This is a genomic window from Bradyrhizobium guangzhouense (genome assembly GCF_004114955.1).
Classification (GTDB): domain Bacteria; phylum Pseudomonadota; class Alphaproteobacteria; order Rhizobiales; family Xanthobacteraceae; genus Bradyrhizobium; species Bradyrhizobium guangzhouense.
The window spans coordinates 240,696-260,975 of the sequence record NZ_CP030053.1 but is presented as its reverse complement, the minus strand read 5'-3'; the positions used below and the strand labels follow the sequence as shown (position 1 = coordinate 260,975).

The 20,280-nt window shown below is 63.4% G+C and carries 22 protein-coding genes; 14 read left to right on the top strand and 8 right to left on the bottom strand.

What is annotated here, in order from left to right; translation table 11 throughout:
- Positions 1–133: 133 nt before the first annotated feature.
- Positions 134–1,399 carry a transcription termination factor Rho gene (gene rho, locus XH91_RS01280; RefSeq protein WP_057751982.1) on the bottom strand — a complete coding sequence of 422 codons (1,266 nt, stop codon included), beginning with the start codon at positions 1,397–1,399 and terminating at the stop codon, positions 134–136.
- A gap of 261 nt (positions 1,400–1,660) precedes the next feature.
- A complete protein-coding gene (hemJ, locus tag XH91_RS01275; RefSeq protein ID WP_128948911.1) occupies positions 1,661–2,095 on the bottom strand; it encodes a protoporphyrinogen oxidase HemJ in 435 nt (144 codons plus the stop codon).
- A 460-nt stretch (positions 2,096–2,555) separates the two neighbouring features.
- On the opposite strand from hemJ, the gene XH91_RS01265 reads away from it, so the two are divergent.
- The 4 genes from XH91_RS01265 to dnaQ are packed head-to-tail and all read left to right on the top strand — an operon-like array spanning position 2,556 to position 5,398.
- Positions 2,556–3,401, top strand: a complete 846-nt coding sequence (locus XH91_RS01265; RefSeq protein WP_128948910.1) for a pyruvate, water dikinase regulatory protein — start codon at positions 2,556–2,558, stop codon at positions 3,399–3,401.
- An 8-nt stretch (positions 3,402–3,409) separates the two neighbouring features.
- The gene (locus tag XH91_RS01260; RefSeq protein WP_128948909.1) at positions 3,410–4,018 is read left to right on the top strand and encodes a Maf family nucleotide pyrophosphatase; all 609 of its coding nucleotides are present in this window, start codon (positions 3,410–3,412) and stop codon (positions 4,016–4,018) included.
- 23 nt (positions 4,019–4,041) lie between these two features.
- Positions 4,042–4,641 (top strand): dephospho-CoA kinase, encoded by a 600-nt coding sequence (gene coaE, locus XH91_RS01255; RefSeq protein WP_128954673.1) that lies wholly within the window; start codon positions 4,042–4,044, stop codon positions 4,639–4,641.
- 40 nt (positions 4,642–4,681) lie between these two features.
- Positions 4,682–5,398: a DNA polymerase III subunit epsilon gene (dnaQ, locus tag XH91_RS01250; protein WP_128948908.1), complete on the top strand. Its 717-nt coding sequence runs from the start codon at positions 4,682–4,684 to the stop codon at positions 5,396–5,398.
- Positions 5,399–5,407: 9 nt separating this feature from the next.
- Here the strand turns inward: dnaQ and secB are convergent, their stop codons facing one another.
- On the bottom strand, positions 5,408–5,893 hold the full coding sequence (gene secB, locus XH91_RS01245; protein ID WP_128948907.1) for a protein-export chaperone SecB: 486 nt from the start codon (positions 5,891–5,893) through the stop codon (positions 5,408–5,410).
- Positions 5,894–6,316: 423 nt separating this feature from the next.
- Here secB and XH91_RS01240 point away from each other — a divergent pair, with 423 nt between their 5' ends.
- From XH91_RS01240 to XH91_RS01230, 3 genes are read left to right on the top strand one after another with little or no spacing between them, the layout of a single operon-like run.
- Positions 6,317–7,021, top strand: coding sequence for a Tim44/TimA family putative adaptor protein (locus XH91_RS01240; protein WP_128948906.1), 705 nt, complete (start codon positions 6,317–6,319; stop codon positions 7,019–7,021).
- Positions 6,999–8,549, top strand: a complete 1,551-nt coding sequence (gene mltA / locus XH91_RS01235; protein WP_164933947.1) for a murein transglycosylase A — start codon at positions 6,999–7,001, stop codon at positions 8,547–8,549. Before XH91_RS01240 ends, mltA begins: the two co-directional genes overlap by 23 nt.
- Entirely contained in the window at positions 8,546–9,136 is a 591-nt protein-coding gene (locus XH91_RS01230; protein WP_128948905.1) for a Smr/MutS family protein, read from the top strand. The genes mltA and XH91_RS01230 overlap by 4 nt, the downstream gene beginning before the upstream one ends.
- Here XH91_RS01230 and XH91_RS01225 read toward each other — a convergent pair.
- The 4 genes from XH91_RS01225 to hslV form a co-directional block, all read right to left on the bottom strand.
- Positions 9,133–10,257 carry a hypothetical protein gene (locus XH91_RS01225; RefSeq protein WP_128948904.1) on the bottom strand — a complete coding sequence of 375 codons (1,125 nt, stop codon included), beginning with the start codon at positions 10,255–10,257 and terminating at the stop codon, positions 9,133–9,135. The genes XH91_RS01230 and XH91_RS01225 overlap by 4 nt on opposite strands.
- Before the next feature lie 189 nt (positions 10,258–10,446).
- Positions 10,447–11,751, bottom strand: a complete 1,305-nt coding sequence (gene hslU / locus XH91_RS01220; RefSeq protein ID WP_128948903.1) for an ATP-dependent protease ATPase subunit HslU — start codon at positions 11,749–11,751, stop codon at positions 10,447–10,449.
- Positions 11,752–11,803: 52 nt separating this feature from the next.
- Positions 11,804–12,412 carry a DUF2585 domain-containing protein gene (locus XH91_RS01215; protein WP_128948902.1) on the bottom strand — a complete coding sequence of 203 codons (609 nt, stop codon included), beginning with the start codon at positions 12,410–12,412 and terminating at the stop codon, positions 11,804–11,806.
- Positions 12,413–12,415: 3 nt separating this feature from the next.
- Complete coding sequence (hslV, locus tag XH91_RS01210; protein WP_128948901.1) at positions 12,416–12,976, bottom strand: ATP-dependent protease subunit HslV; 561 nt, start codon at positions 12,974–12,976, stop codon at positions 12,416–12,418.
- A 236-nt stretch (positions 12,977–13,212) separates the two neighbouring features.
- On the opposite strand from hslV, the gene hisB reads away from it, so the two are divergent.
- The 7 genes from hisB (at position 13,213) to coaA (ending at position 17,946) form a co-directional block, all read left to right on the top strand.
- Complete coding sequence (gene hisB / locus XH91_RS01205) at positions 13,213–13,806, top strand: imidazoleglycerol-phosphate dehydratase HisB (protein ID WP_128948900.1); 594 nt, start codon at positions 13,213–13,215, stop codon at positions 13,804–13,806.
- A 68-nt stretch (positions 13,807–13,874) separates the two neighbouring features.
- On the top strand, positions 13,875–14,405 hold the full coding sequence (locus XH91_RS01200; protein ID WP_128948899.1) for a DUF2628 domain-containing protein: 531 nt from the start codon (positions 13,875–13,877) through the stop codon (positions 14,403–14,405).
- Positions 14,402–15,052 carry an imidazole glycerol phosphate synthase subunit HisH gene (gene hisH / locus XH91_RS01195; RefSeq protein WP_128948898.1) on the top strand — a complete coding sequence of 217 codons (651 nt, stop codon included), beginning with the start codon at positions 14,402–14,404 and terminating at the stop codon, positions 15,050–15,052. Before XH91_RS01200 ends, hisH begins: the two co-directional genes overlap by 4 nt.
- Positions 15,049–15,786: a 1-(5-phosphoribosyl)-5-[(5-phosphoribosylamino)methylideneamino]imidazole-4-carboxamide isomerase gene (hisA, locus tag XH91_RS01190; protein ID WP_128948897.1), complete on the top strand. Its 738-nt coding sequence runs from the start codon at positions 15,049–15,051 to the stop codon at positions 15,784–15,786. Before hisH ends, hisA begins: the two co-directional genes overlap by 4 nt.
- A gap of 3 nt (positions 15,787–15,789) precedes the next feature.
- Complete coding sequence (hisF, locus tag XH91_RS01185) at positions 15,790–16,563, top strand: imidazole glycerol phosphate synthase subunit HisF (RefSeq protein ID WP_128948896.1); 774 nt, start codon at positions 15,790–15,792, stop codon at positions 16,561–16,563.
- Positions 16,564–16,638: 75 nt separating this feature from the next.
- Positions 16,639–16,962: a phosphoribosyl-ATP diphosphatase gene (locus XH91_RS01180; protein ID WP_128948895.1), complete on the top strand. Its 324-nt coding sequence runs from the start codon at positions 16,639–16,641 to the stop codon at positions 16,960–16,962.
- A 27-nt stretch (positions 16,963–16,989) separates the two neighbouring features.
- Entirely contained in the window at positions 16,990–17,946 is a 957-nt protein-coding gene (coaA, locus tag XH91_RS01175) for a type I pantothenate kinase (RefSeq protein WP_128948894.1), read from the top strand.
- Between the two features lie 84 nt (positions 17,947–18,030).
- Here coaA and XH91_RS01170 read toward each other — a convergent pair whose 3' ends face one another.
- A complete protein-coding gene (locus XH91_RS01170; protein WP_164933946.1) occupies positions 18,031–20,256 on the bottom strand; it encodes an ATP-binding protein in 2,226 nt (741 codons plus the stop codon).
- Between the last annotated feature and the right edge of the window lie 24 nt (positions 20,257–20,280).

Here is a 20,280-nt window from a genome sequence, read left to right as displayed (position 1 = left end):
AATATATCAACACCTTATGGGAATGTCGTATTCTTGGCCGATGCATCAGTCATGCTGCACTTTCGCTGCAGCAAAGCCGCACAACAAAAAGGGCGCCCGAAGGCGCCCTCTGATGTCTCGGCTGCACCCTGGCTCAGGTGTTCATGGAGTCGAAGAACTCCGAATTGCTCTTGGTCGAGCGCAGCTTGTCGAGCAGGAAGTCGATCGCGTCCATCGTGCCCATCGGGTTGAGGATACGGCGGAGCACGTACATCTTCTTGAGCACCTGCGGATCGGTGATGAGCTCCTCCTTGCGGGTGCCGGAGCGCGAGATGTCGATCGCCGGGAAGGTCCGCTTGTCCGAGACTTTGCGGTCGAGGATGAGCTCCGAGTTACCGGTGCCCTTGAACTCTTCGAAGATGACTTCGTCCATGCGGCTGCCGGTATCGACCAGCGCGGTCGCGATGATGGTCAGCGATCCGCCCTCCTCGATGTTACGCGCGGCGCCGAAGAAGCGCTTCGGGCGCTGCAGCGCGTTGGCGTCGACACCACCGGTCAGCACCTTGCCTGACGACGGCACGACGGTGTTGTAGGCGCGGCCGAGGCGCGTGATCGAATCGAGCAGGATGACGACGTCGCGGCCGTGCTCGACGAGGCGCTTGGCCTTCTCGATCACCATCTCGGCGACCTGGACGTGACGCACCGCCGGCTCGTCGAAGGTCGACGACACGACCTCGCCCTTCACCGAACGCTGCATGTCAGTGACTTCTTCCGGACGCTCGTCGATCAGCAGCACGATCAGATAGCAATCGGGATGATTGGCTGTGATCGAATGCGCGATGTTCTGCATCAGCACGGTTTTACCCGTGCGCGGCGGCGCGACGATCAGCGCGCGCTGGCCTTTGCCGATCGGGGCCACGATGTCGATCACGCGTGCGGACAGGTCTTTCCGCGTCGGATCGTCGATTTCCATGCGGAAACGCTGATTCGGAAACAGCGGCGTGAGGTTGTCGAAATTGACCTTGTGCTTGGCCTTTTCCGGATCCTCGAAATTGAGCGTGTTGACCTTCAGCAGCGCGAAATAGCGCTCGCCCTCCTTCGGGCTGCGGATATGGCCTTCGATGGTGTCGCCGGTGCGCAGGCCGAAGCGGCGGATCTGCGAGGGCGAAACGTAGATATCGTCCGGGCCCGGCAGATAATTGGCATCGGGCGAGCGGAGAAAGCCGAAGCCGTCGGAGAGCACCTCGACGACGCCCTGGCCGACAATGTCGGTCTCTGCGAGTGCGAGCTGCTTGAGGATGGCGAACAACAGCTCCTGCTTGCGCATGGTGCTGGCATTCTCGACCCCATTCTCCTCCGCGAACGAGACGAGCTCGGCCGGCGTTTTGGACTTGAGGTCTTCGAGTTTGATTTCCCGCATTGGGGTGGTCCTGTGGGGTAACCTTGGGAGGGGGTGCGAGGAGGCTCTGAAATGCGGACGTCAGAAGATAAGGTCCGCAGGTCTGGCAAGGTTAAGTGCCGGTGGGGGCTTCAAACCTGATGCGGTGTCCGGCCTTCAAAAAGCTCGGACACAACCACATCCGCCTGCGTTGGGTGGGATATCGACAATATAGAAAATCGCTTTCCACTCCGCAAGCCGAAGCTCTGAGCGATCGTTCACGTTTCCTGCCTCAAATCTTGCCTAGAATGGCTTCACGATCACCATGATGACGATGATGATCATCAGGACGGTCGGCACCTCATTGATACCACGGAAGAATTTCTGACTGTGGGGGCGCCGGTCAGCGGCGAAGTCCTTGAGCCAGCGGGAAAAAAAGCCGTGGACCGCGGACAGCGCCAGCACCATTGCCAGTTTTACGTGCAGCCAGCCGAATGTGAACCAGTGACCGGCCCAGGCGAGATAAAGCCCGGCGAGCCAGGTGACGATCATGGCGGGGTTGATGATCGCCTTGAGCAGGCGGCGTTCCATCACCTTGAAGGTTTCCGACTGTTTCGAGCCGATCTCGGCCTCGCAGTGATAGACGAACAGCCTGGGGAGATAGAGCATGCCGGCCATCCAGGAGATGACCGCGATCACGTGCACCGCCTTGATCCAGAGATAGAGGTCTTCAAACATGTGCGGCGTCCGACTTTGCGCTCAGCTGCTCGGCGAGCTGGGGATAGTAAGAACTCGTTAAGGTCTCACCTGCACACATATCCGTCCGTAGCGCCTTCCTCAAATCTAGAATCTTAGATTCTTAAAGGTTTGAGTCTGAGTGACCGTGGATTGGGCTCACACAACGCCCTCCACGCGTTCGCCCCCGCTTGTTCACATCCGTCAACATGTCCGCGCCGGTTCCCGCTGGGCCGGATAAATGGTCCTGACACAAAGGCTTGCGGATTTCTGTCCGCATCCTATCAAGAGGGTTGTCCGCACAATCCCGCTTCTATCTCGACGGCCCGCCGGACTTGTTCTGACGGGCAGCGGTGTGAAGAAAATTGGCACTTGTCCCGCCCCTGGTGTCGCGCAACCCTTTCCGAGCGGTTAAGCTCCACAGAAATCCACAAACCACACCGCCCCCATACAAAGAGTTTTTGTGCCGACCTCGAGCAATTATTTCCATCTGCACCTCGTCTCCGACTCCACCGGTGAGACCCTGATTACGGTCGCGCGTGCCGTCGCCGCGCAGTACGCGAATGTCACGCCGGTCGAGCATGTTTATCCGCTGGTGCGCAGCCAGAAGCAGCTCGACCGCGTTCTCGACGAGATCGAGGAAGCGCCCGGCATCGTGCTGTTCACGCTGCTGGAGAAGGATCTGGTGTCCCGGCTTGAGGACAAGTGCAAGAACATCAATGTTCCGAGCCTGTCGATCATCGGCCCGGTCATGCAATTGTTCGAAGCCTATCTCGGGGCTGCGACCACGGGGCGCGTCGGCGCACAGCACGTGCTCAACGCCGAATATTTCAAGCGCATCGATGCGCTGAACTACACGATGATCCATGACGACGGGCAGCATGTCGAAGGGCTCGAGGAAGCCGACGTCGTGCTGGTCGGCGTGTCTCGCACCTCGAAAACACCGACGTCGATCTATCTCGCCAACCGCGGCATCCGCACCGCCAATGTGCCGCTGGTTCCGGGCATACCCGTGCCGTCCCAGCTGGAGACATTGACGAGGCCGCTGGTGGTGAGCCTGCACGCGACGCCGGAGCGCTTGATTCAGATCCGGCAGAACCGCCTGCTCTCGATGGGCGCCGAATCCGGATCCGGCAGCGACACCTATACCGACAGGCAGTCGGTCACCGAGGAGGTCGCGTTCGCGCGCAAGCTGAGCGCCAAGCACGATTGGCCGCTGCTGGACGTCACGCGGCGCTCGATCGAGGAAACCGCCGCGGCGATCATGAAGCTCTACAGCGATCGTCAGCGTAATCGGCCCTCAGAATAGCTTGTGACATGGGTCTATGGCGCGGCAAAACTCCGTTAATCCTGGCTTCGCAAAGCAGTGCGCGAAAAATGCTGCTGGCCAATGCCGGGCTCGAATTCAGGGCGATCACGGCCGACGTCGATGAACGCCAAATTCAGGCGAATTCGGAACTGTCCAACCCGCGCGAGGTCGCCCTGCTGCTGGCGCGCGAAAAAGCAACGGCCGTCTCGGCGCATCATTCTGGAAGCTATGTGATTGGCGCCGACCAGACTCTGGCGCTCGGTGATCGTCTTTTCAACAAGCCCGCAGGCCGTGCGCAGGCCCTGGCGCAACTGCGTGATCTCGCCGGCAACAGTCATGAGCTGAATTCGGCCGTGGCGGTGGCTCATGACGGCAAGATTGTCTTCGAGGATGTCTCGGTCGCTCGCATGACCATGCGAGAGATGACCGAGGCCGAACTTTCAGCCTATCTCGACGCCGCCGGCGATGCGGTCACCACCAGTGTCGGCGCCTATCAGCTCGAAAGGCTCGGCATCCATCTGTTCGAGCGGATCGAGGGCGATCATTTCACCGTTCTCGGCCTGCCGCTGTTGCCGCTGCTTGCGTTCCTGCGGAGCAAGCGGCTCATTGCGATGTGACTGACAAGGATGGTCTTGCGCTGATGCGGATCCTCGGACTGACTGGCTCGATCGGGATGGGCAAATCCACCACTGCGAAATTGTTCGCGGAGGCCGGCGTGCCCGTCTACGACGCCGATGCGGCCGTCCACCAGCTCTACGAAGGCGAGGCCGTGCCGGCGATCGAGGCCGCCTTCCCCGGCACCACTGATAACGGCAAGGTCGACCGGCCCAAACTGTCCGCCCGTGTGGTGCACGACCCCGCCGCGATCAAGCAGCTCGAGCAGATCGTCCATCCGATGCTCGGCGCCTCCCGGCAAAAATTCTTTGCGGATGCGGAGGCCGCCAAGGCGCCGGTCGTGGTTCTCGACATCCCGCTGCTGTTCGAAACCGGTGGCGAGAAGCGGGTCGATGCCGTCGTCGTGGTCTCGACCTCGGCCGAGATACAGCGCGAGCGCGTGCTGGCGCGGGGAACCATGGACGAGGCCAAGTTAGAGGCCATCATTGCCAAGCAGATGCCCGACGCCGAAAAGCGCAAGCGGGCGGATTTCGTCGTGGATACCTCGCGCGGACTCGAGCCTGTGCGCGCGCAAATCACGCACATCCTGAGCGAGGTCGTTAAGATGCCGCAGCGGCGGGCCTGATTCGCCGGCTTCCACGGCTCCCTGCACGGCACCTCAGATCATGCGTGAAATCGTTCTCGATACCGAAACCACCGGCCTCGATCCCCTGCGCGGCGATCGTCTGGTCGAAATCGGCTGCGTCGAGATCTTCAACCGCATGCCGACGGGACAGACGTATCACGTCTATATCAACCCCGAGCGGGACATGCCGGCGGAAGCCTTCGCCGTGCACGGGCTGTCGGCCGAATTCCTCTCGACCAAGCCGCTGTTCCACGAGGTGGCCGACGAGTTCCTGGCGTTCATCGGCGATGCGCCGCTGGTGATCCACAACGCTTCGTTCGACATCAGCTTCATCAATGCCGAGCTCGACCGGATCCAGCGTGCGCCAATTCCGCGCGAGCGGCTGGTCGACACGCTGCTGCTGGCGCGGCGCAAACATCCCGGCGTGTCGAACCGGCTCGACGATCTCTGTTCGCGCTATTCGATCGACAATTCACGCCGTACCAAGCACGGCGCGTTGCTCGACTCCGAGCTTCTGGCTGAGGTTTATGTCGATCTGGTCGGGGCGCGGCAGTCGCAGCTGCTGCTCGCATCGGAGACCCAGGACATTCGCGTCAATGCCGCCGGCGATGCGCCGCGGCGGCAGCGGCCGATAGCCCTTGCGCCGCGGGTGTCGGATGCCGAGCGGGAGGCCCATCGAGCCTTCATTGCAACCATGGGCGAAAAGGCGATCTGGAACGAATATCTCGCCGCTCCAGTCGCCTCTCCGGCTGGCTAGATCGGCAGATCAGGCCTGGCCGGACTGACCCTGGGCGGCCATCTGCCGCTCCATGTTCTGGCGATAGAGACCGACGAAGTCGACCGGATCCAGCATCAGCGGCGGGAACCCGCCGTCGCGCACGGCGGTCGCGATGATCTCGCGGGCGAACGGGAACAGCAGGCGCGGGCATTCGATCATGACCAGCGGGTGCAGATTCTCTTTCGGCACATTGGCGATGCGGAACACGCCGGCATAGGCCAGCTCGAACGAGAACATCACCTTGCCCGCGGACTCGGCCTTGCCCTCGACCGACAGCGTCACCTCGAACTCGGTTTCGCTGAGGTTGTTGGCGTTGACATTGATCTGGATGTTGATCTGGGGCGGCTGGCTCTGCTGCTGGAGCGAGCTCGGCGCGTTCGGATTTTCGAACGACAGGTCCTTGGTATATTGCGCCAGCACATTGAGCTGGGGAGCCTGGGCCGCCTCGGGAGGGGTGCCGTTACCGTTGGTCATCAAAGTCTCTCCTTACCCGATTGGGGCTGAATTTCGCGGCGGTTGGCTAACATAGGGCCGCCTCATTCCACAAGGACGAACGGCGCCGGAGGATCGATCCCGGCCCCATCAACGACTGTGACGTTTGAACCGGCCCGGACGCCAAATCGCACGTTAAACGCTTGAAGATGCGCGATTTCCGCTCACGATCGGGTTTCCCCTTAAGGATAAAACGCGCTACACTTGCCGCTGTGCCAAAAGGCGCCATTGGCCGGGCCAGATTTCGTGCCTACATCCCGCGGACGAGACGCGCGGGCCAAAAATGGTGATGTCATCTTGCCGTTCCGGTATGGAACGGTCTACTGGCCGGATTGATTTTCCCGGCAGCGACCCCAAAGAAGCCTTGGCCCAAGGATTTGGGTAAAGACCAGAAAGCGATACGACGTGGACATCTACACCATCATCTTCCTTGCGCTGGCGGTCTTTATTTTCCTGCGGCTGCGTAGCGTGCTGGGGCAGCGGACGGGCAATGAGCGGCCGCCGTTCGACCGCACGGCCCGCAATGCGCTGGGTGGTGCGCCGGACAAGAACGTCGTGACCATGCCCGGCAAGGTCATCGATCAGGCGCCGCTGGCGCCGACGGCCGAGCCGACCCCGCCTTCAGACCGTTGGAAGGGCCTGACCGAGCCTGGTACCGCGCTGGCTCAGGGGCTCGACGCCATCGTCGAACGGGATTCCACCTTCGATCCGCGCCACTTCCTGTCCGGCGCCCGCGGCGCCTATGAGATGATCGTGCTCGCCTTTGCCAATGGCGATCGCCGCTCGCTGCGCGACCTGCTCTCCTCGGAGGTCTATGAAAGCTTCGACACCGCGATCAAGGACCGCGAGAAGAACGAGCAGAAGACCGAGACGCGCTTCGTGTCGATCGACAAGGCTGAACTGGCCGGCGCCGAGCTGCGCGATCGCACGGCGCAGCTGACCGTGCGTTTCGTCTCGCAGATGATCTCGGTCACCCGTGACAAGTCCGGCAACATCGTCGACGGCAATCCCGACAAGGTCGCCGACATCACTGACATTTGGACTTTCGCCCGCGACACCACCTCTCGCGATCCGAACTGGAAGCTGGTTGGCACCGGAAGCGCGAATTAATATCTTCCTGAAGAACGGCGCGACGGCGCTTTGCGCAGGCCTCGTCGTGCTGGCTTCGTTTACGCTTGGCGCCGAGGCTGCGCGGCGTCACTACCGCAGCCATCATCATCACGCCCCTGAAGTCGCCGCGATCCCGCCGCGTGCGCTGCCTTATCCGCGGCTGCCGCTCCCGTTCGAAATTCCCGGCGCGCAATATCTGCCGCTGACCTGGGCCGACGTGAAGGGCTGGAGTGACGACGATCATCTCGCCGCCTACAAGACGTTTCGTGCCAGCTGCCGGTCGATCAATGCGCAGAGCGGCGCGCCCGAGCCCAACTCTCTTGAACACAAGGGGCTTGAACCAAAGGCGCTGGGCGGCTCGCTGAGCGAACCCTGCCGCGCCACCAAGTCGCGCGAGCCTGTAGACGACGCCAGCGCGAAGGCGTTCTTCGAAGAAAACTTTTCGCCGTTGCGGATATCGCGCCTCGGCGAGCCCGATGGTTTCGTCACCGGCTATTACGAGCCGGTGCTGGAGGGATCCCGGACCCAGACCGAAATCTACAACGTGCCGGTCTATCGCCGCCCCTCGAACCTGTTCGTGCGCGGCTTCAATCAAGCCTCCGTCAGCCTGCCCAACAAGGGGCCCGTGTATCGCAAGATCGGCCGCCGCAAGCTCGTGCCCTATTACGACCGCGGCGAGATCGAGGACGGCAAGATCGCCGGCCGCGGACTGGAGATCGCCTGGCTGAAGGATCCGACCGATCTCTTGTTCGCCCAGATCCAGGGCTCGGCGCGGATCAAGTTCGACGACGGCTCAACCGTCAGGCTCAATTACGATTCCTATAACGGCTATCCCTACACGGCAGTCGGGCGCATCCTGATCGAGCGCGGCATCATTCCGAAGGAAGAGATGTCGATGCAGAAGATCAGGGAGTGGATGGCGCAAAACCCCGATGGCGCCAAGGAGCTGCGGCGGCAGAATCGCTCCTACATCTTCTTCCACGAGGTCAATCTGTCCGACAAGGACGAGGCGGTCGGTGCGCAGGGCATTCCGCTGACCGCCGGCCGCTCGATCGCGGTCGACAAATCGCTGCATGTCTACGGCACGCCGTTCTTCATCGAAGGCGAACTGCCGATCGAGTCCGACCGCGCCAAGACGCCGTTCCATCGTTTGATGATCGCACAGGACACCGGCTCGGCCATCATCGGGCCTGCCCGCGCCGATCTCTATTTTGGTGCGGGCGCTGACGCCGGTCGTGTCTCGGGCCGGCTGCGCCACCCCATGCATTTCGTGATGCTGGTGCCGAAGAGCCTCGATCCCGCCACGCGCGCAGCCAAGCTGCCGGTGCCGGATCCGCGCCCGTCGGAGAAGATCGCAAAGCTGTTTCCGCAAGCACCCGCAGCGAAGCCGGTCGCATCAGCCGCCGCGACCGGCAATGACGAGACTGTTGCCGTTGCGAGCCCGGTGCCGCTGCCGGCGCCGCGTCCTATGATAGAACCTGTCCGCGAACCGCGCAGGCACATGAAAATACGTCCCCACCAGCAATGAAGCGATCGTCCCGTCCGCCCGTGCTGGATCCGCGTCCTTCGCCGCGCCGTCGTGGCCTGAGCGAAGAAGATCGCGAGCTGTGGGACCTCGTTGCAAAGCAGGTCAAGCCGCTGCGGAAGCATCGCGCGGCCAAGCTGCACACCGCGCCGCGCGCCGAGCCCTCGCCGGCGGGGCCGGCCGGCAAGCAAGCGCTATCGCCGCGACCCCTGGCCGCGGCTCCAGCCCCACGTCCGACAAAGCCGTCGATGCCGCCGCTCGCCCCGCTCGGCAAGCGCGAGCGCACAAAACTGTCGCGCGGCCGCAGCGAGATCGAGGCGCGGCTTGATCTGCACGGCATGACCCAGATGCGCGCCCACCGCGCGCTGACCGGTTTCCTGCACCGTGCCCATCATGATGGCCTGACCTTCGTTCTTGTCATCACCGGCAAGGGCCGCAGCGGCGGCGAAAGCGGCGTGCTGCGTCGGCAAGTGCCGGAATGGCTGAGCCTGCCGGAATTCCGCGCCTTCGTGGTCGGCTTCGAGGAAGCCGGCATCGGCCATGGTGGCGAGGGCGCGCTGTATGTGCGGATCCGCCGGGCGAGATTCTAGAACGGCCGCACGATCCCGACGCGCGGGATCAGCGTGATGATCAGGCCGAAGATGTTTGTCTTCTGGTCCTCGCCCGGAATCAGCGGCGTCTCGTGCTTTGCCGGCAGCATCTTCACGGCGTGCAGGATCAGGAACATGCAGACCGCCCAGCTTGACATCCAGCGCGAATAGTCGAACACCATCGCGAACATCACGAGATAGGCGAGGCTGACGCCGACCAGGGCCGCGATGACGAGGTGGCGGTGCAGATCGCTCGCAAGTGCGCGGATCAAGTCGGCAAAATAGCGCCACAGCGGAGTGTGCAGCCACAGCAGCAGCGCGAAGACGGGAAGGCCGAGACTGTTGTGCGGCAGCCAGGCCCAGGTGTCGGAAATTTCCTTCGCGAGCGGCTGGTACCAGATATAGGCGAATTGCAGCAGGTCCTCGCGTGACGGATCGGCCATCCGTGACTTCAGATAAGCGAGGAAATCGGCCTGCGGGATCGGCATGGTCCCGAGGAATTGCGCGGCAAAGAACAGTGCGCTGACGCAGAGCAGTGCCGCCAAGCCAAATGCGACATTGGTCCTGGTGATGCCGTGGGTGAGATAATGCCTGATGACGACGATGGTGATAATCGTCGGCACATACATCAAGAGATGAATGTGGTGGATCAGCACGAGAATGATCGAGAACAGCGCGGCGCTCGCCACGAACAGCAGCGAGCCCGCCGGCATCAGCAGCAGGACCAGGGCGAAGAGGCAGCCATAGATGTCGAAATGGCCGAGCGTGTGCATGAAATTCTTCAGGAAGTAAGGTGAGCCCGCCATGAACACGAACAGCGGCAGCGTCTTCGCACTGAAGCCGAAGGTCTTCTGAAACAGCCGCACGAAGAGGGCCAGCGTCGCCAGCCAAGCCGTTCCTGCGATGGCGAATACCAGCCACACCGGCACCTTCTCGGTGAACAGCGCAACGATCGCGCCGACGAGGGCGCGCTTGATGAAGCCGAAATGGTAGTCGACCAGGAGATGGATGTAAGGGACGTAAGGCGGCAGCTTCACCTTGTGAATGAAGACGCCGACGATCACGGCCGCGTTGATCGCGAGCAGCAGCCGCCACGGGTTTTTCTTGATGTCAGCGAGCATTGAACACCAGCAGCACGCCACACTCCGCCGTCGTCCCGGGCAAGCGAAGCGCGACCCGGGACCCATAACCACAGGAGGTTGTGTGTGCCGGAATAGGAGTCGCCATCTGTTTCAACAAATATCCGCCGGTGGCAATGGGTCCTGGCTGTCGCCAGGACGACGGCGGATAGATAGCCGACTGGGGCCGAATTACAAAATGAACCGGCTCAGATCGGCGTTCTTGGCGAGGTCGCCGACGTGTTTCTGCACGAAATCGGCGTCGACCCGGACGGTCTCGCCGTTGCGGTCGGGAGCGGTGAAGGAGATTTCGTCCAGCACCCGCTCCATGACCGTCTGGAGCCGCCTTGCGCCGATATTCTCGACGGTCGAGTTGACGGCGACCGCGACGTCGGCGAGCGCATCGACGGCGCTGTCGGTGATGTCGAGGGTCACGCCCTCGGTCTGCATCAAGGCGACATATTGCTTGATCAGCGAGGCTTCGGGCTCGGTCAGGATGCGGCGCATGTCGTCGCGGGTCAGCGCCTGCAATTCGACGCGGATCGGCAGGCGGCCCTGCAGCTCCGGCAGCAGGTCGGACGGCTTGGCGACGTGGAAGGCGCCCGAGGCGATGAACAGGATGTGGTCGGTCTTGACCGCGCCGTGCTTGGTCGAGACCGTGGTGCCCTCGATCAGCGGCAAAAGATCGCGCTGCACGCCCTCGCGCGAGACGTCGCCGGCGGCGCGGCCTTCGCGGGCGCAGATCTTGTCGATCTCGTCGAGAAAGACGATGCCGTTGTTCTCGACCGCGCCGATCGCCTCGAGCGTCAGCTGGTCGGTGTCCAGCAGTTTGTCGGATTCCTCGTTGACGAGGATCTCGTGCGAGCCCTCGACCGTCAGCCGCCGCGTCTTGCTGCGGCCGCCCAGCTTGCCGAAGATGTCGCCGATCGAGATGGTGCCCATCTGCGCGCCCGGCATGCCCGGGATCTCGAACATCGGCATGCCCGAGCCCGAGGACTGCGTCTCGATCTCGATTTCCTTGTCGTTCAGTTCACCCGCGCGCAGCTTCTTGCGGAAGGACTCGCGCGTCGCCGAGCTCGCATTGGCGCCGACCAGCGCATCGAGCACGCGCTCCTCGGCGGCGAGCTGGGCACGGGCCTGCACATCCTTGCGCTTGCGCTCGCGGACCTGGGCGATCGCGACCTCGACGAGATCGCGCACGATCTGCTCGACGTCGCGGCCGACATAGCCGACCTCGGTGAATTTCGTGGCTTCCACCTTCAGGAACGGCGCGTTGGCCAGCTTGGCGAGGCGGCGTGCGATTTCCGTCTTGCCGACGCCGGTGGGGCCGATCATCAGGATGTTCTTGGGCAGCACCTCTTCGCGCAGCGAGCCCGTGAGCTGCTGCCGGCGCCAGCGGTTGCGCAGCGCGATCGAGACGGCGCGCTTGGCGTCGCCCTGGCCGACGATGAAACGGTCGAGTTCGGAAACGATTTCGCGGGGAGAGAAGTCTGTCATGGCACCTTAGCTAGGATCAGAAGCCGGCTGGGACAAGCCGCTTTTTGGGTCATCAAATGATCGGCGGGCCGGATTGCCATTGCTTCACGGCCTCGATCGGATGAATCAGCATCAGGATATTGAGCGTCAGATTGTCGCGAATATGCAGCGCCAGCATGATCTCGAAGGCGAGTCCGAGCGCGACGGTGGCGCTGACAGGCAGCACGCGCGCGGCGAGGAACCCCAGCACCATGAACAACGTGTCCGAGACCGAATTGACGATGCTGTCGCCGTAATAATCCAGCGAGATCGTGCCGGCGCGGTAGCGCTCGATGATGAAGGGCGAGTTCTCGACGATCTCCCAGGCGCCCTCGACCAGCATCGCGATGATGAGCCGTGCCGGCCAGGTCAAGCGTCGGGAGAACAACAGCCACGTCAATCCATAGAACAGGAAGCCGTGCAGCACGTGCGAGAAGCTGTACCAATCGGCGATGTGCTGGGAGTTCTCGGAGCTGTTCACCACGCCGTGCCAGAGCTTGACATAGCCGCAGGTGCAGATCGGCACCCGCCCCATCGCAAACAGGATCGAGGCCTGCAGCGCCAGCAGCAGCAGCGCGATGCCGAGGAAGGCGATCGGCGGTATCGCGGTTCGCGGCGGGCTGGCGCTGTGAGCCGAACTCATCCCTTAGCCGGCCGTCAGCGCTTCGATGGTGACGTTGCGGTTGGTGTAGACGCAGATGTCGGCAGCGATGTCGAGGGAGCGGCGGACGATGGTCTCGGCGTCCTTGTCGGTGTCAACAAGGGCGCGGGCTGCGGCCAGCGCGTAATTGCCGCCGGAGCCGATCGCCATCACCCCGGCCTCGGGCTCGAGCACGTCGCCGGTGCCTGTCAGCACCAGGGAGACGTCCTTGTCGGCCACGATCATCATGGCCTCCAGCCGCCGCAAATAGCGGTCGGTGCGCCAGTCCTTGGCGAGTTCCACGGCCGCCCGGGTCAGCTGCCCCGGATATTGCTCGAGCTTGCTCTCCAGCCGCTCAAACAGGGTGAAAGCGTCGGCGGTCGCACCGGCAAAGCCGCCGATCACGTCGCCCTTGCCGAGTTTGCGGACCTTCTTGGCATTGGACTTGATCACGGTCTGGCCGATCGAGACCTGGCCGTCGCCGCCGATCACCACCTTGCCGCCCTTGCGGACCGTCAAAATCGTGGTGCCGTGCCAGACCGGCGAGCTGTTCTGGGAATCCTGCATCATAACCCTCGTTGTCCCGCCTGATTTAGGCGGTCGGAGCTAAGGGCACAACGGGCCGTTCCGGGCCCAATTCGCTCACCATAGGCAGAAGTAGAGGCCCGGCCGGCCGTTCCCGCAGTAGCGAAGGCGTCATTTGGCTGTTAAGAGACTGGCGTTTTCGGCCCCGAGCATGATCCGGAAAAGTGAGTACCGGTTTTCCGGGCAAGATCATGCTCAAAAATAAGCGAAAGCTTTCAATGCGCACCGCGACGATCAAGCGCAAGACCAAGGAAACCGAGATCGAGGTCACCGTGAACCTCGATGGTACGGGCGTGGCCAATATCGCGACCGGCATCGGCTTTTTCGACCATATGCTCGATCTCCTCGCCCGCCATTCCCGCATCGACCTCACGGTCAAGGCGGCGGGCGATCTGCACATTGACTATCACCATACCACCGAAGACACCGGCATCGCGCTCGGCCAGGCGGTCAAGCAGGCGCTTGGCAACATGGCGGGCATCACCCGCTACGCCGGCGTGCACATGCCTATGGACGAGACGCTGACGCGCGTGGTCATCGACATCTCGGGTCGTCCGTTCCTGGTGTTCAAGGCCGAATTCCCCCGCCACAAGATTGGTGAGTTCGATACCGAGCTGGTGCGCGAGTGGTTCCAGGCCTTCGCCATCAACGCCGGGGTGACTCTCCACGTCGAGACCCTATATGGCGATAACAGCCACCATATCGCCGAGTCCTGCTTCAAGGGCCTGGCGCGGGCGCTGCGCACCGCGGTTGCGATCGATCCCAAGGCGGCGGGCGAAATCCCCTCCACCAAGGGCTCGCTCGGCGGCTGACCTCTCTGTCTCGGTGGCCAGGCGCTGCCGGCGGCTTCTACTCAATTCTCGAGAACGGGGCATCGAAAATGCCTGTCTACACAGTTCATGCTCCCTCCCCCGGCGGGGCCGATCTGCGCGCGACCGACAAGTTCGTGTTCGTGCGCGACGGTTTCCATTTCTGGGCGATGATCTTTGGTCCGCTCTGGTTGGCCTGGAACAGGCTATGGCTGGCGCTGATCGGCTGGATCGTCTTCCTCGCCGCCTTCGATGCCGCCCTGCACAGCCTCGGTCTCGGCCGCAGCTCGATCTTCTTCGCCAACTGCATCGTCGCGCTGCTGATGGGTTTCGAGGCTTCGAGCCTGCGCCGCTGGACGTTGTCGCGCGGCAGATGGCGTCAGCTCGACGTCGTCGTCGCCGATGACGAGGACACCGCCGAGCGCCGCTTCTTCGAGCGCTGGAGCAAGTCACAGCGCGGCATCGTCAACGATCAATGGGCCGTTGATCGCGGTGGTCCGCCGCCGACCCGCAGCGTGCCGGGCCAGCCATTTTCGAACCCGCCGATTCCGGCCGGCGGCATCATTGGATTGTTTCCAGAACCGGGAGGGTCATCAAGATGAGCGTCGCCATCATCGATTACGGTTCCGGGAACCTGCATTCCGCCGCCAAGGCCTTCGAGCGCGCCGCGCGCAGCCTGGAGAATCCGCAGAAAGTCTTCGTCACCAGCGATCCCGATCAGGCCTATGAGGCCGATCGGCTGGTGCTGCCGGGTGTCGGCGCCTTCGCCGATTGCCGCCGAGGGCTCGATGCGGTCAACGGCATGGTCGAGGCGATCACCGAAGCCGTGCGCGTCAAGGCGCGGCCGTTCTTCGGCATCTGCGTCGGCATGCAGCTGATGGCGAGCCGCGGCAAGGAGCACGTCATCACGCAAGGCCTGAACTGGATCGGCGGCGACGTCGAGAAGATCACGCCGCGTGACGAGAGCCTGAAGATCCCGCACATGGGCTGGAACACGCTCGACGTCTTGCGCGAGCACCCGGTCCTGCAAAAGCTGCCGCTCGGCGCCAAGGGCCAGCACGCCTATTTCGTGCACTCCTATCACCTCAACGCGGCCAATGAGGCTGATGTCCTCGCGCGCGCCGATTACGGTGGTCCCGTCACCGCGATCGTCGGCAAGGACACCGCCATCGGCACGCAGTTTCACCCCGAGAAGAGCCAGCGCTTCGGCCTCGCGTTGATCTCGAACTTTTTGCGATGGAAACCGTGATCCTCTTTCCTGCCATCGATCTCAAGAACGGCCAGTGCGTGCGCCTCGAGCAAGGGGACATGGCGCGCGCCACCGTTTTCAATCTCGATCCCGCAGCTCAAGCGCAGAGCTTCGTCACGCAGGGATTTGACTATCTCCACGTCGTCGACCTCGACGGTGCCTTTGCCGGCAAGCCTGTCAATGCGCAAGCCGTCGAGGCGATGCTGAAGACGATCAAGATCCCGGTGCAGCTTGGCGGCGGCATTCGCGATCTCGCGACCGTCGAAGCCTGGCTTGAGAAAGGCATCACCCGCGTCATCATTGGGACCGCTGCGGTGCGCGATCCGGAATTGGTGAAGGCGGCGGCGAAGAAATTCCCTGGCCGCGTCGCTGTCGGCCTCGACGCGCGCGACGGCAAGGTCGCGGTCGAAGGCTGGGCCGAGACCTCGCAGGTCACGGTGCTGGAGATCGCGAAGCGTTTCGAGGATGCCGGCGTTGCCGCCATCATCTTTACCGACATCGCGCGCGACGGCCTGCTCAAGGGTCTGAACCTCGACGCGACCATCGCGTTGGCGGATGCGATCTCGATTCCCGTGATTGCTTCCGGCGGCCTCGCCTCGATCGAGGACGTGAAAGCGATGTTGACGCCACGCGCCAAAAAGCTCGCCGGCGCGATTGCCGGCCGCGCGCTCTATGACGGCCGGCTCGATCCCGCCGCCGCCCTCACCTTGATCCGCGACGCGCGCAGGAGCTGACACATGTTCAAGGTGCGCGTGATCCCCTGCCTCGACGTCAAGGACGGCCGAGTCGTCAAGGGCGTCAACTTCGTCGACCTCCGCGATGCCGGCGATCCCGTCGAAGCCGCGATCGCCTATGACGCTGCCGGCGCCGATGAGCTCACTTTCCTCGACATCACCGCGACCCATGAGAACCGCGGCATCATGCTCGACGTCGTCAGGCGAACGGCGGAGGCCTGCTTCATGCCCGTCACCGTTGGTGGCGGCGTGCGCGAGGTCGGCGACATCAAGACGCTGCTGCGCGCCGGTGCGGACAAGGTCTCGATCAACAGCGCCGCGGTGTCGCGGCGCGAGTTCGTCAAGGAAGCTGCCGAAAAATTCGGCGAGCAGTGCGTCGTCGTCGCGATCGATGCCAAGCGGGTCAAGCGCCCGGGTGGTGACCGCTGGGAGATCTTTACCCATGGCGGCCGCAACTCGACCGGTATCGACGCCATCGAGTATGCCCAGGAAGTGGTTTCGCTCGGCGCTGGAGAAATTCTGCTCACCTCGATGGATCGCGACGGCACCCGGCAGGGTTTTGATATCCCGCTGACCCGGGCGATCGCCGACAGTGTTCCCGTTCCCGTGATCGCCTCGGGCGGCGTCGGCAATCTCGACCACCTCGTCGATGGGATCCGCGACGGCCACGCCACCGCCGTGCTGGCCGCCTCCATCTTCCATTTCGGGGAATTCACCATCCGTGAAGCCAAGGAGCACATGGCGCGGCGTGGTCTGCCCATGCGCATGGATGCCTGAGGACTCCCGTTCGCAAAAATGCTAAATAGGCCGGCGGGGATTGGCCTTTGGCCGGATATGTTCTGAGTATTCCGTATGCCGCGTTTCACGATCCATGACCTCGCCCAAACCATCGACGCCCGTGCGGCCTCCGGTGGCGAGGCCTCCTATACCCGCAAGCTCCTCGACAAGGGCGCCGAACATTGCGCCAAGAAGTTCGGTGAGGAAGCAGTCGAAACCGTAATCGCAGCAGTCGAAAACGATCGCGCGCATCTGATCGCCGAAAGTGCCGACCTGCTCTATCACTTCCTTGTGCTGCTCAAGGCGCGCGGCGTAAAGTTGGAAGAGGTAGAGTCCGTGCTGGACAAGCGGACGAACATGTCCGGGTTGGAAGAGAAAGCGTCTCGCAAGAGCAACTAGCCGAGCTCTCTACGGAAAGGTCGCGTTATGGATATCCGCGCACCCGAGCAGCAATATAATCCCTACCGTGTCTACACGCGCGAGGAATGGGCGCGATTGCGCGACGATACGCCGATGACGCTGGAGCCGGGCGAGTTCGACCGGCTGCGCTCGCTGCACGACCGCCTCGATTTCAAGGAAGTCGAGGACATTTATCTGCCGCTGTCGCGCCTGCTGTCGATCTATGTCGATGCGATGCAGCGCCTCTACTACGCCGAGCGGCAGTTCCTCAACATCAGGGACCGCAAGGTGCCCTATATCATCGGCGTTGCCGGTTCCGTCGCGGTCGGGAAGTCGACCACAGCCCGCGTGCTCCAGGCGCTGCTGGCGCGCTGGTCGCCGCGTCCGAAGGTCGAGCTGATCACCACCGACGGCTTTCTTTACCCGAAGGCTCTGCTCGAGCAGCAAGGCATCCTCCAAAAGAAGGGCTTTCCGGAGAGCTACGACCTGCCGCTGCTGCTCAGCTTCCTGTCCGATATCAAGTCCGGACGGCGTCACGTGCGCTCGCCGGTTTATTCGCATTTGACCTACGACATCGTGCCGAACGAATGGGCGGAGGTCGACCAGCCCGACATCCTGATCGTCGAGGGCGTCAATGTGCTGCAGACCGGCAAGCTGCCGCGTGACGGCAAGGCGGTGCCCGTCGTCTCCGACTTCTTCGACTTTTCGGTCTATATCGACGCCGACGAGGAAGCGCTGCGGCGCTGGTACATCAAGCGCTTCCTGGCGCTGCGCGACACCGCGTTCACCAATCCAAAGTCCTATTTCAACCGTTATGCGCTGTTGTCGGACGAGGAGGCCATCGCCACCGCCACCGCGATCTGGGAGCGCACCAACCTCGCCAATCTCGAGGACAACATCTTGCCGACGCGCCCGCGTGCGACGCTGATCCTGAAGAAGGGCGCGGATCACGCAGTGGAGAGCGTGGCGCTGCGAAGGCTGTGACGGTCGGTAGGGTGGGTTACGCCAAGCAGATGCGCTTTGCGCATCCGCTTGGGCTAACCAACCCTACGGCACCATTGCTTGCCACTATACCGCGAGCTGCCGCGCCGCGGCGAGCGCCGCCAGCGCCTCGTCCAGCTTCTCGCGGTCGAGCGGCTTGATCAGAAATCCGTTCATGCCGGCCTCGAAGCAGGCGTAGCGATCTTCCACCAGCGTGTTCGCGGTGAGCGCGAGGATCGGCGTGTGCTGGCCGCCGCTGGCGGCCTCGTGGGCGCGGATGCGCTTGGTCGCCTCGATGCCGTCGAGCTGCGGCATCTGGATGTCCATCAGAACCAGATCATAGGGCGTGCCGGCGGAGCTGGCCGCAAGCCAGGATTCCAGCGCGGCCTCGCCATGAACCGCGATGACGACGCGGTGGCCGAGCTTGGTGAGCAGCGAGCGCATCAGCAGCGCGTTGATCTCGTTGTCCTCGGCGACGAGGATCGATAGGCCGCCCGCAGGCGCTCTGACCGGCGCCGTCTCGAAAGGCTCCGGCGCGAGATCGGGCGAGGCGACCTCCGGCGTCAGCGCAAGGCGCGCGGCGAGGGAGGCGGCACGCAGCGGCTTGACCAGGAAGCCGGTGAAATCAGGCGAGAGCTTTTCATGACGCGAGCTCGGCGTCAGCAGCACCAGGCGCTGCGTCGCGTGGGCGCGGGCGGCTTCGCCCACGCGATCGGCAATGGCAGCGCCGAGCGCACGATCGATCAGCACCGCATGCCAGGAGCGCTCCGGCAGCAGCGCTTCGGCCACCGCCGCATCTGCGACCAGGCAGGTCTGGCCGCCCCAGCGCTCCAGCCGGCGCGCGATTAGCGACGCTTCGATGCCGTCGGCGACCAAAAGGACGGACTTGCCTGATAGATCAGGGCTTGGGAATGCCGTTCGTCCGGCGTCGCCTTGCGAAAAGCCGAGTGGAATGGCGACCTCGAAGGTCGAGCCCTTGCCGGGCTCGCTGGTGAGCGTGATACGGCCACCCATGCGCTTGACGATGCGCTCGCTGATGGCAAGGCCAAGTCCGGTGCCGCCATAGGTGCGGGCGACGCGGTCGTCGGCCTGCTCGAATTCGCGGAAGATGCGCGACTGCGCCTCGGGCGCGATTCCGATGCCGGTGTCGCGAACCAGGAAGCTGATCTCGTTCGGCCAGATGCCGGGCTCGACGATCAGCGCCACGCCGCCCGATGCGGTGAACTTGATGGCGTTGCCCGCGAGATTGAGCAGCACCTGGCGTAGCCGGGCGGCATCGCCGACGACTTCCAGCGGGAGACGTTCGTCAACATATGCTGCGATCTCGAGCCTCTTGGCCTGCGCACGCGGTGCCAGCAGCTCAGTCACCTCTTCGATCAGGGTCGAGAGCGCGAAAGGCCGCTGCTCGAGATCGAGCTTGCCGGCTTCGATCTTGGAATAGTCGAGCAGCTCCTCGATCAGCGCCATCAGCGCTTCGCCCGATGTTTTCACGGCTCTCGCGTAGGTCGTCTGTTCCGGCGTCAGATTGGTGTCGAGCAGCAGGCCGCCCATGCCGATGATGCCGTTCAGGGGCGTGCGGATCTCGTGCGAGGCCATCGCGAGGAAGCGCGATTTGGCGCGGTTGGCGGCGTCGGCCTGGTCGCGGGCATCGGACAGCGCACGCTCGGTCTCGGTTCGGTCGGTGACGTCGCGCCCCACGCTTTGCAGCTCGGCGGGCTGGCCGGCATCATGCCGCACCAAGCCCTCGCGCCAGGCGACCCAGCGCGCCCCGACGGGTGTTGCGATCTTCTGGTCATGGATGCGCGTGCCGCTCGCCTCGCGCGCGCTGTCGCCTTGCTCCAGCACGTCGAAATCGAACCGCGTGCCGACCAGCGCGCTGCGCGCCTGCCCGGCCAGCGCGCAATAGGCGTCGTTGGCGAAGGTGATGCGGCCCTGATGGTCGCGCAGCACGATCAGGTCGCCCTGCGATTCGAACAGGCTGCGGGCGCGCTCTTCGGCTTCCTTCAGCTCCCAATTGCGGTCGATCAGCGCCTCGTTGTGGGCGGAGAGCTTGCGCATCCGCCTGGCGACGAAGCGCAGCCGCATGCTCAGCGTGGCAAGGCCGAGGCAGGCCAGCGCGAACAGGAAGCTCGCGCCGATCGCAAACGCATTGGGATCGTAGCCGGAATTTGGCGCGCGGCTGCCGGTGACGAAGCCGTAGGCGCCGCCGAACGTCGCCGAGAAGATCATGAAGGAGCGGATGGCAAAGGCAACCTTCGGGTGGCGGCGCCTGAAACGGCGCATGCGCACCTTGATCCGGAACGTCCGATCCATTGCCACCGACCCTTAAACCCCTGA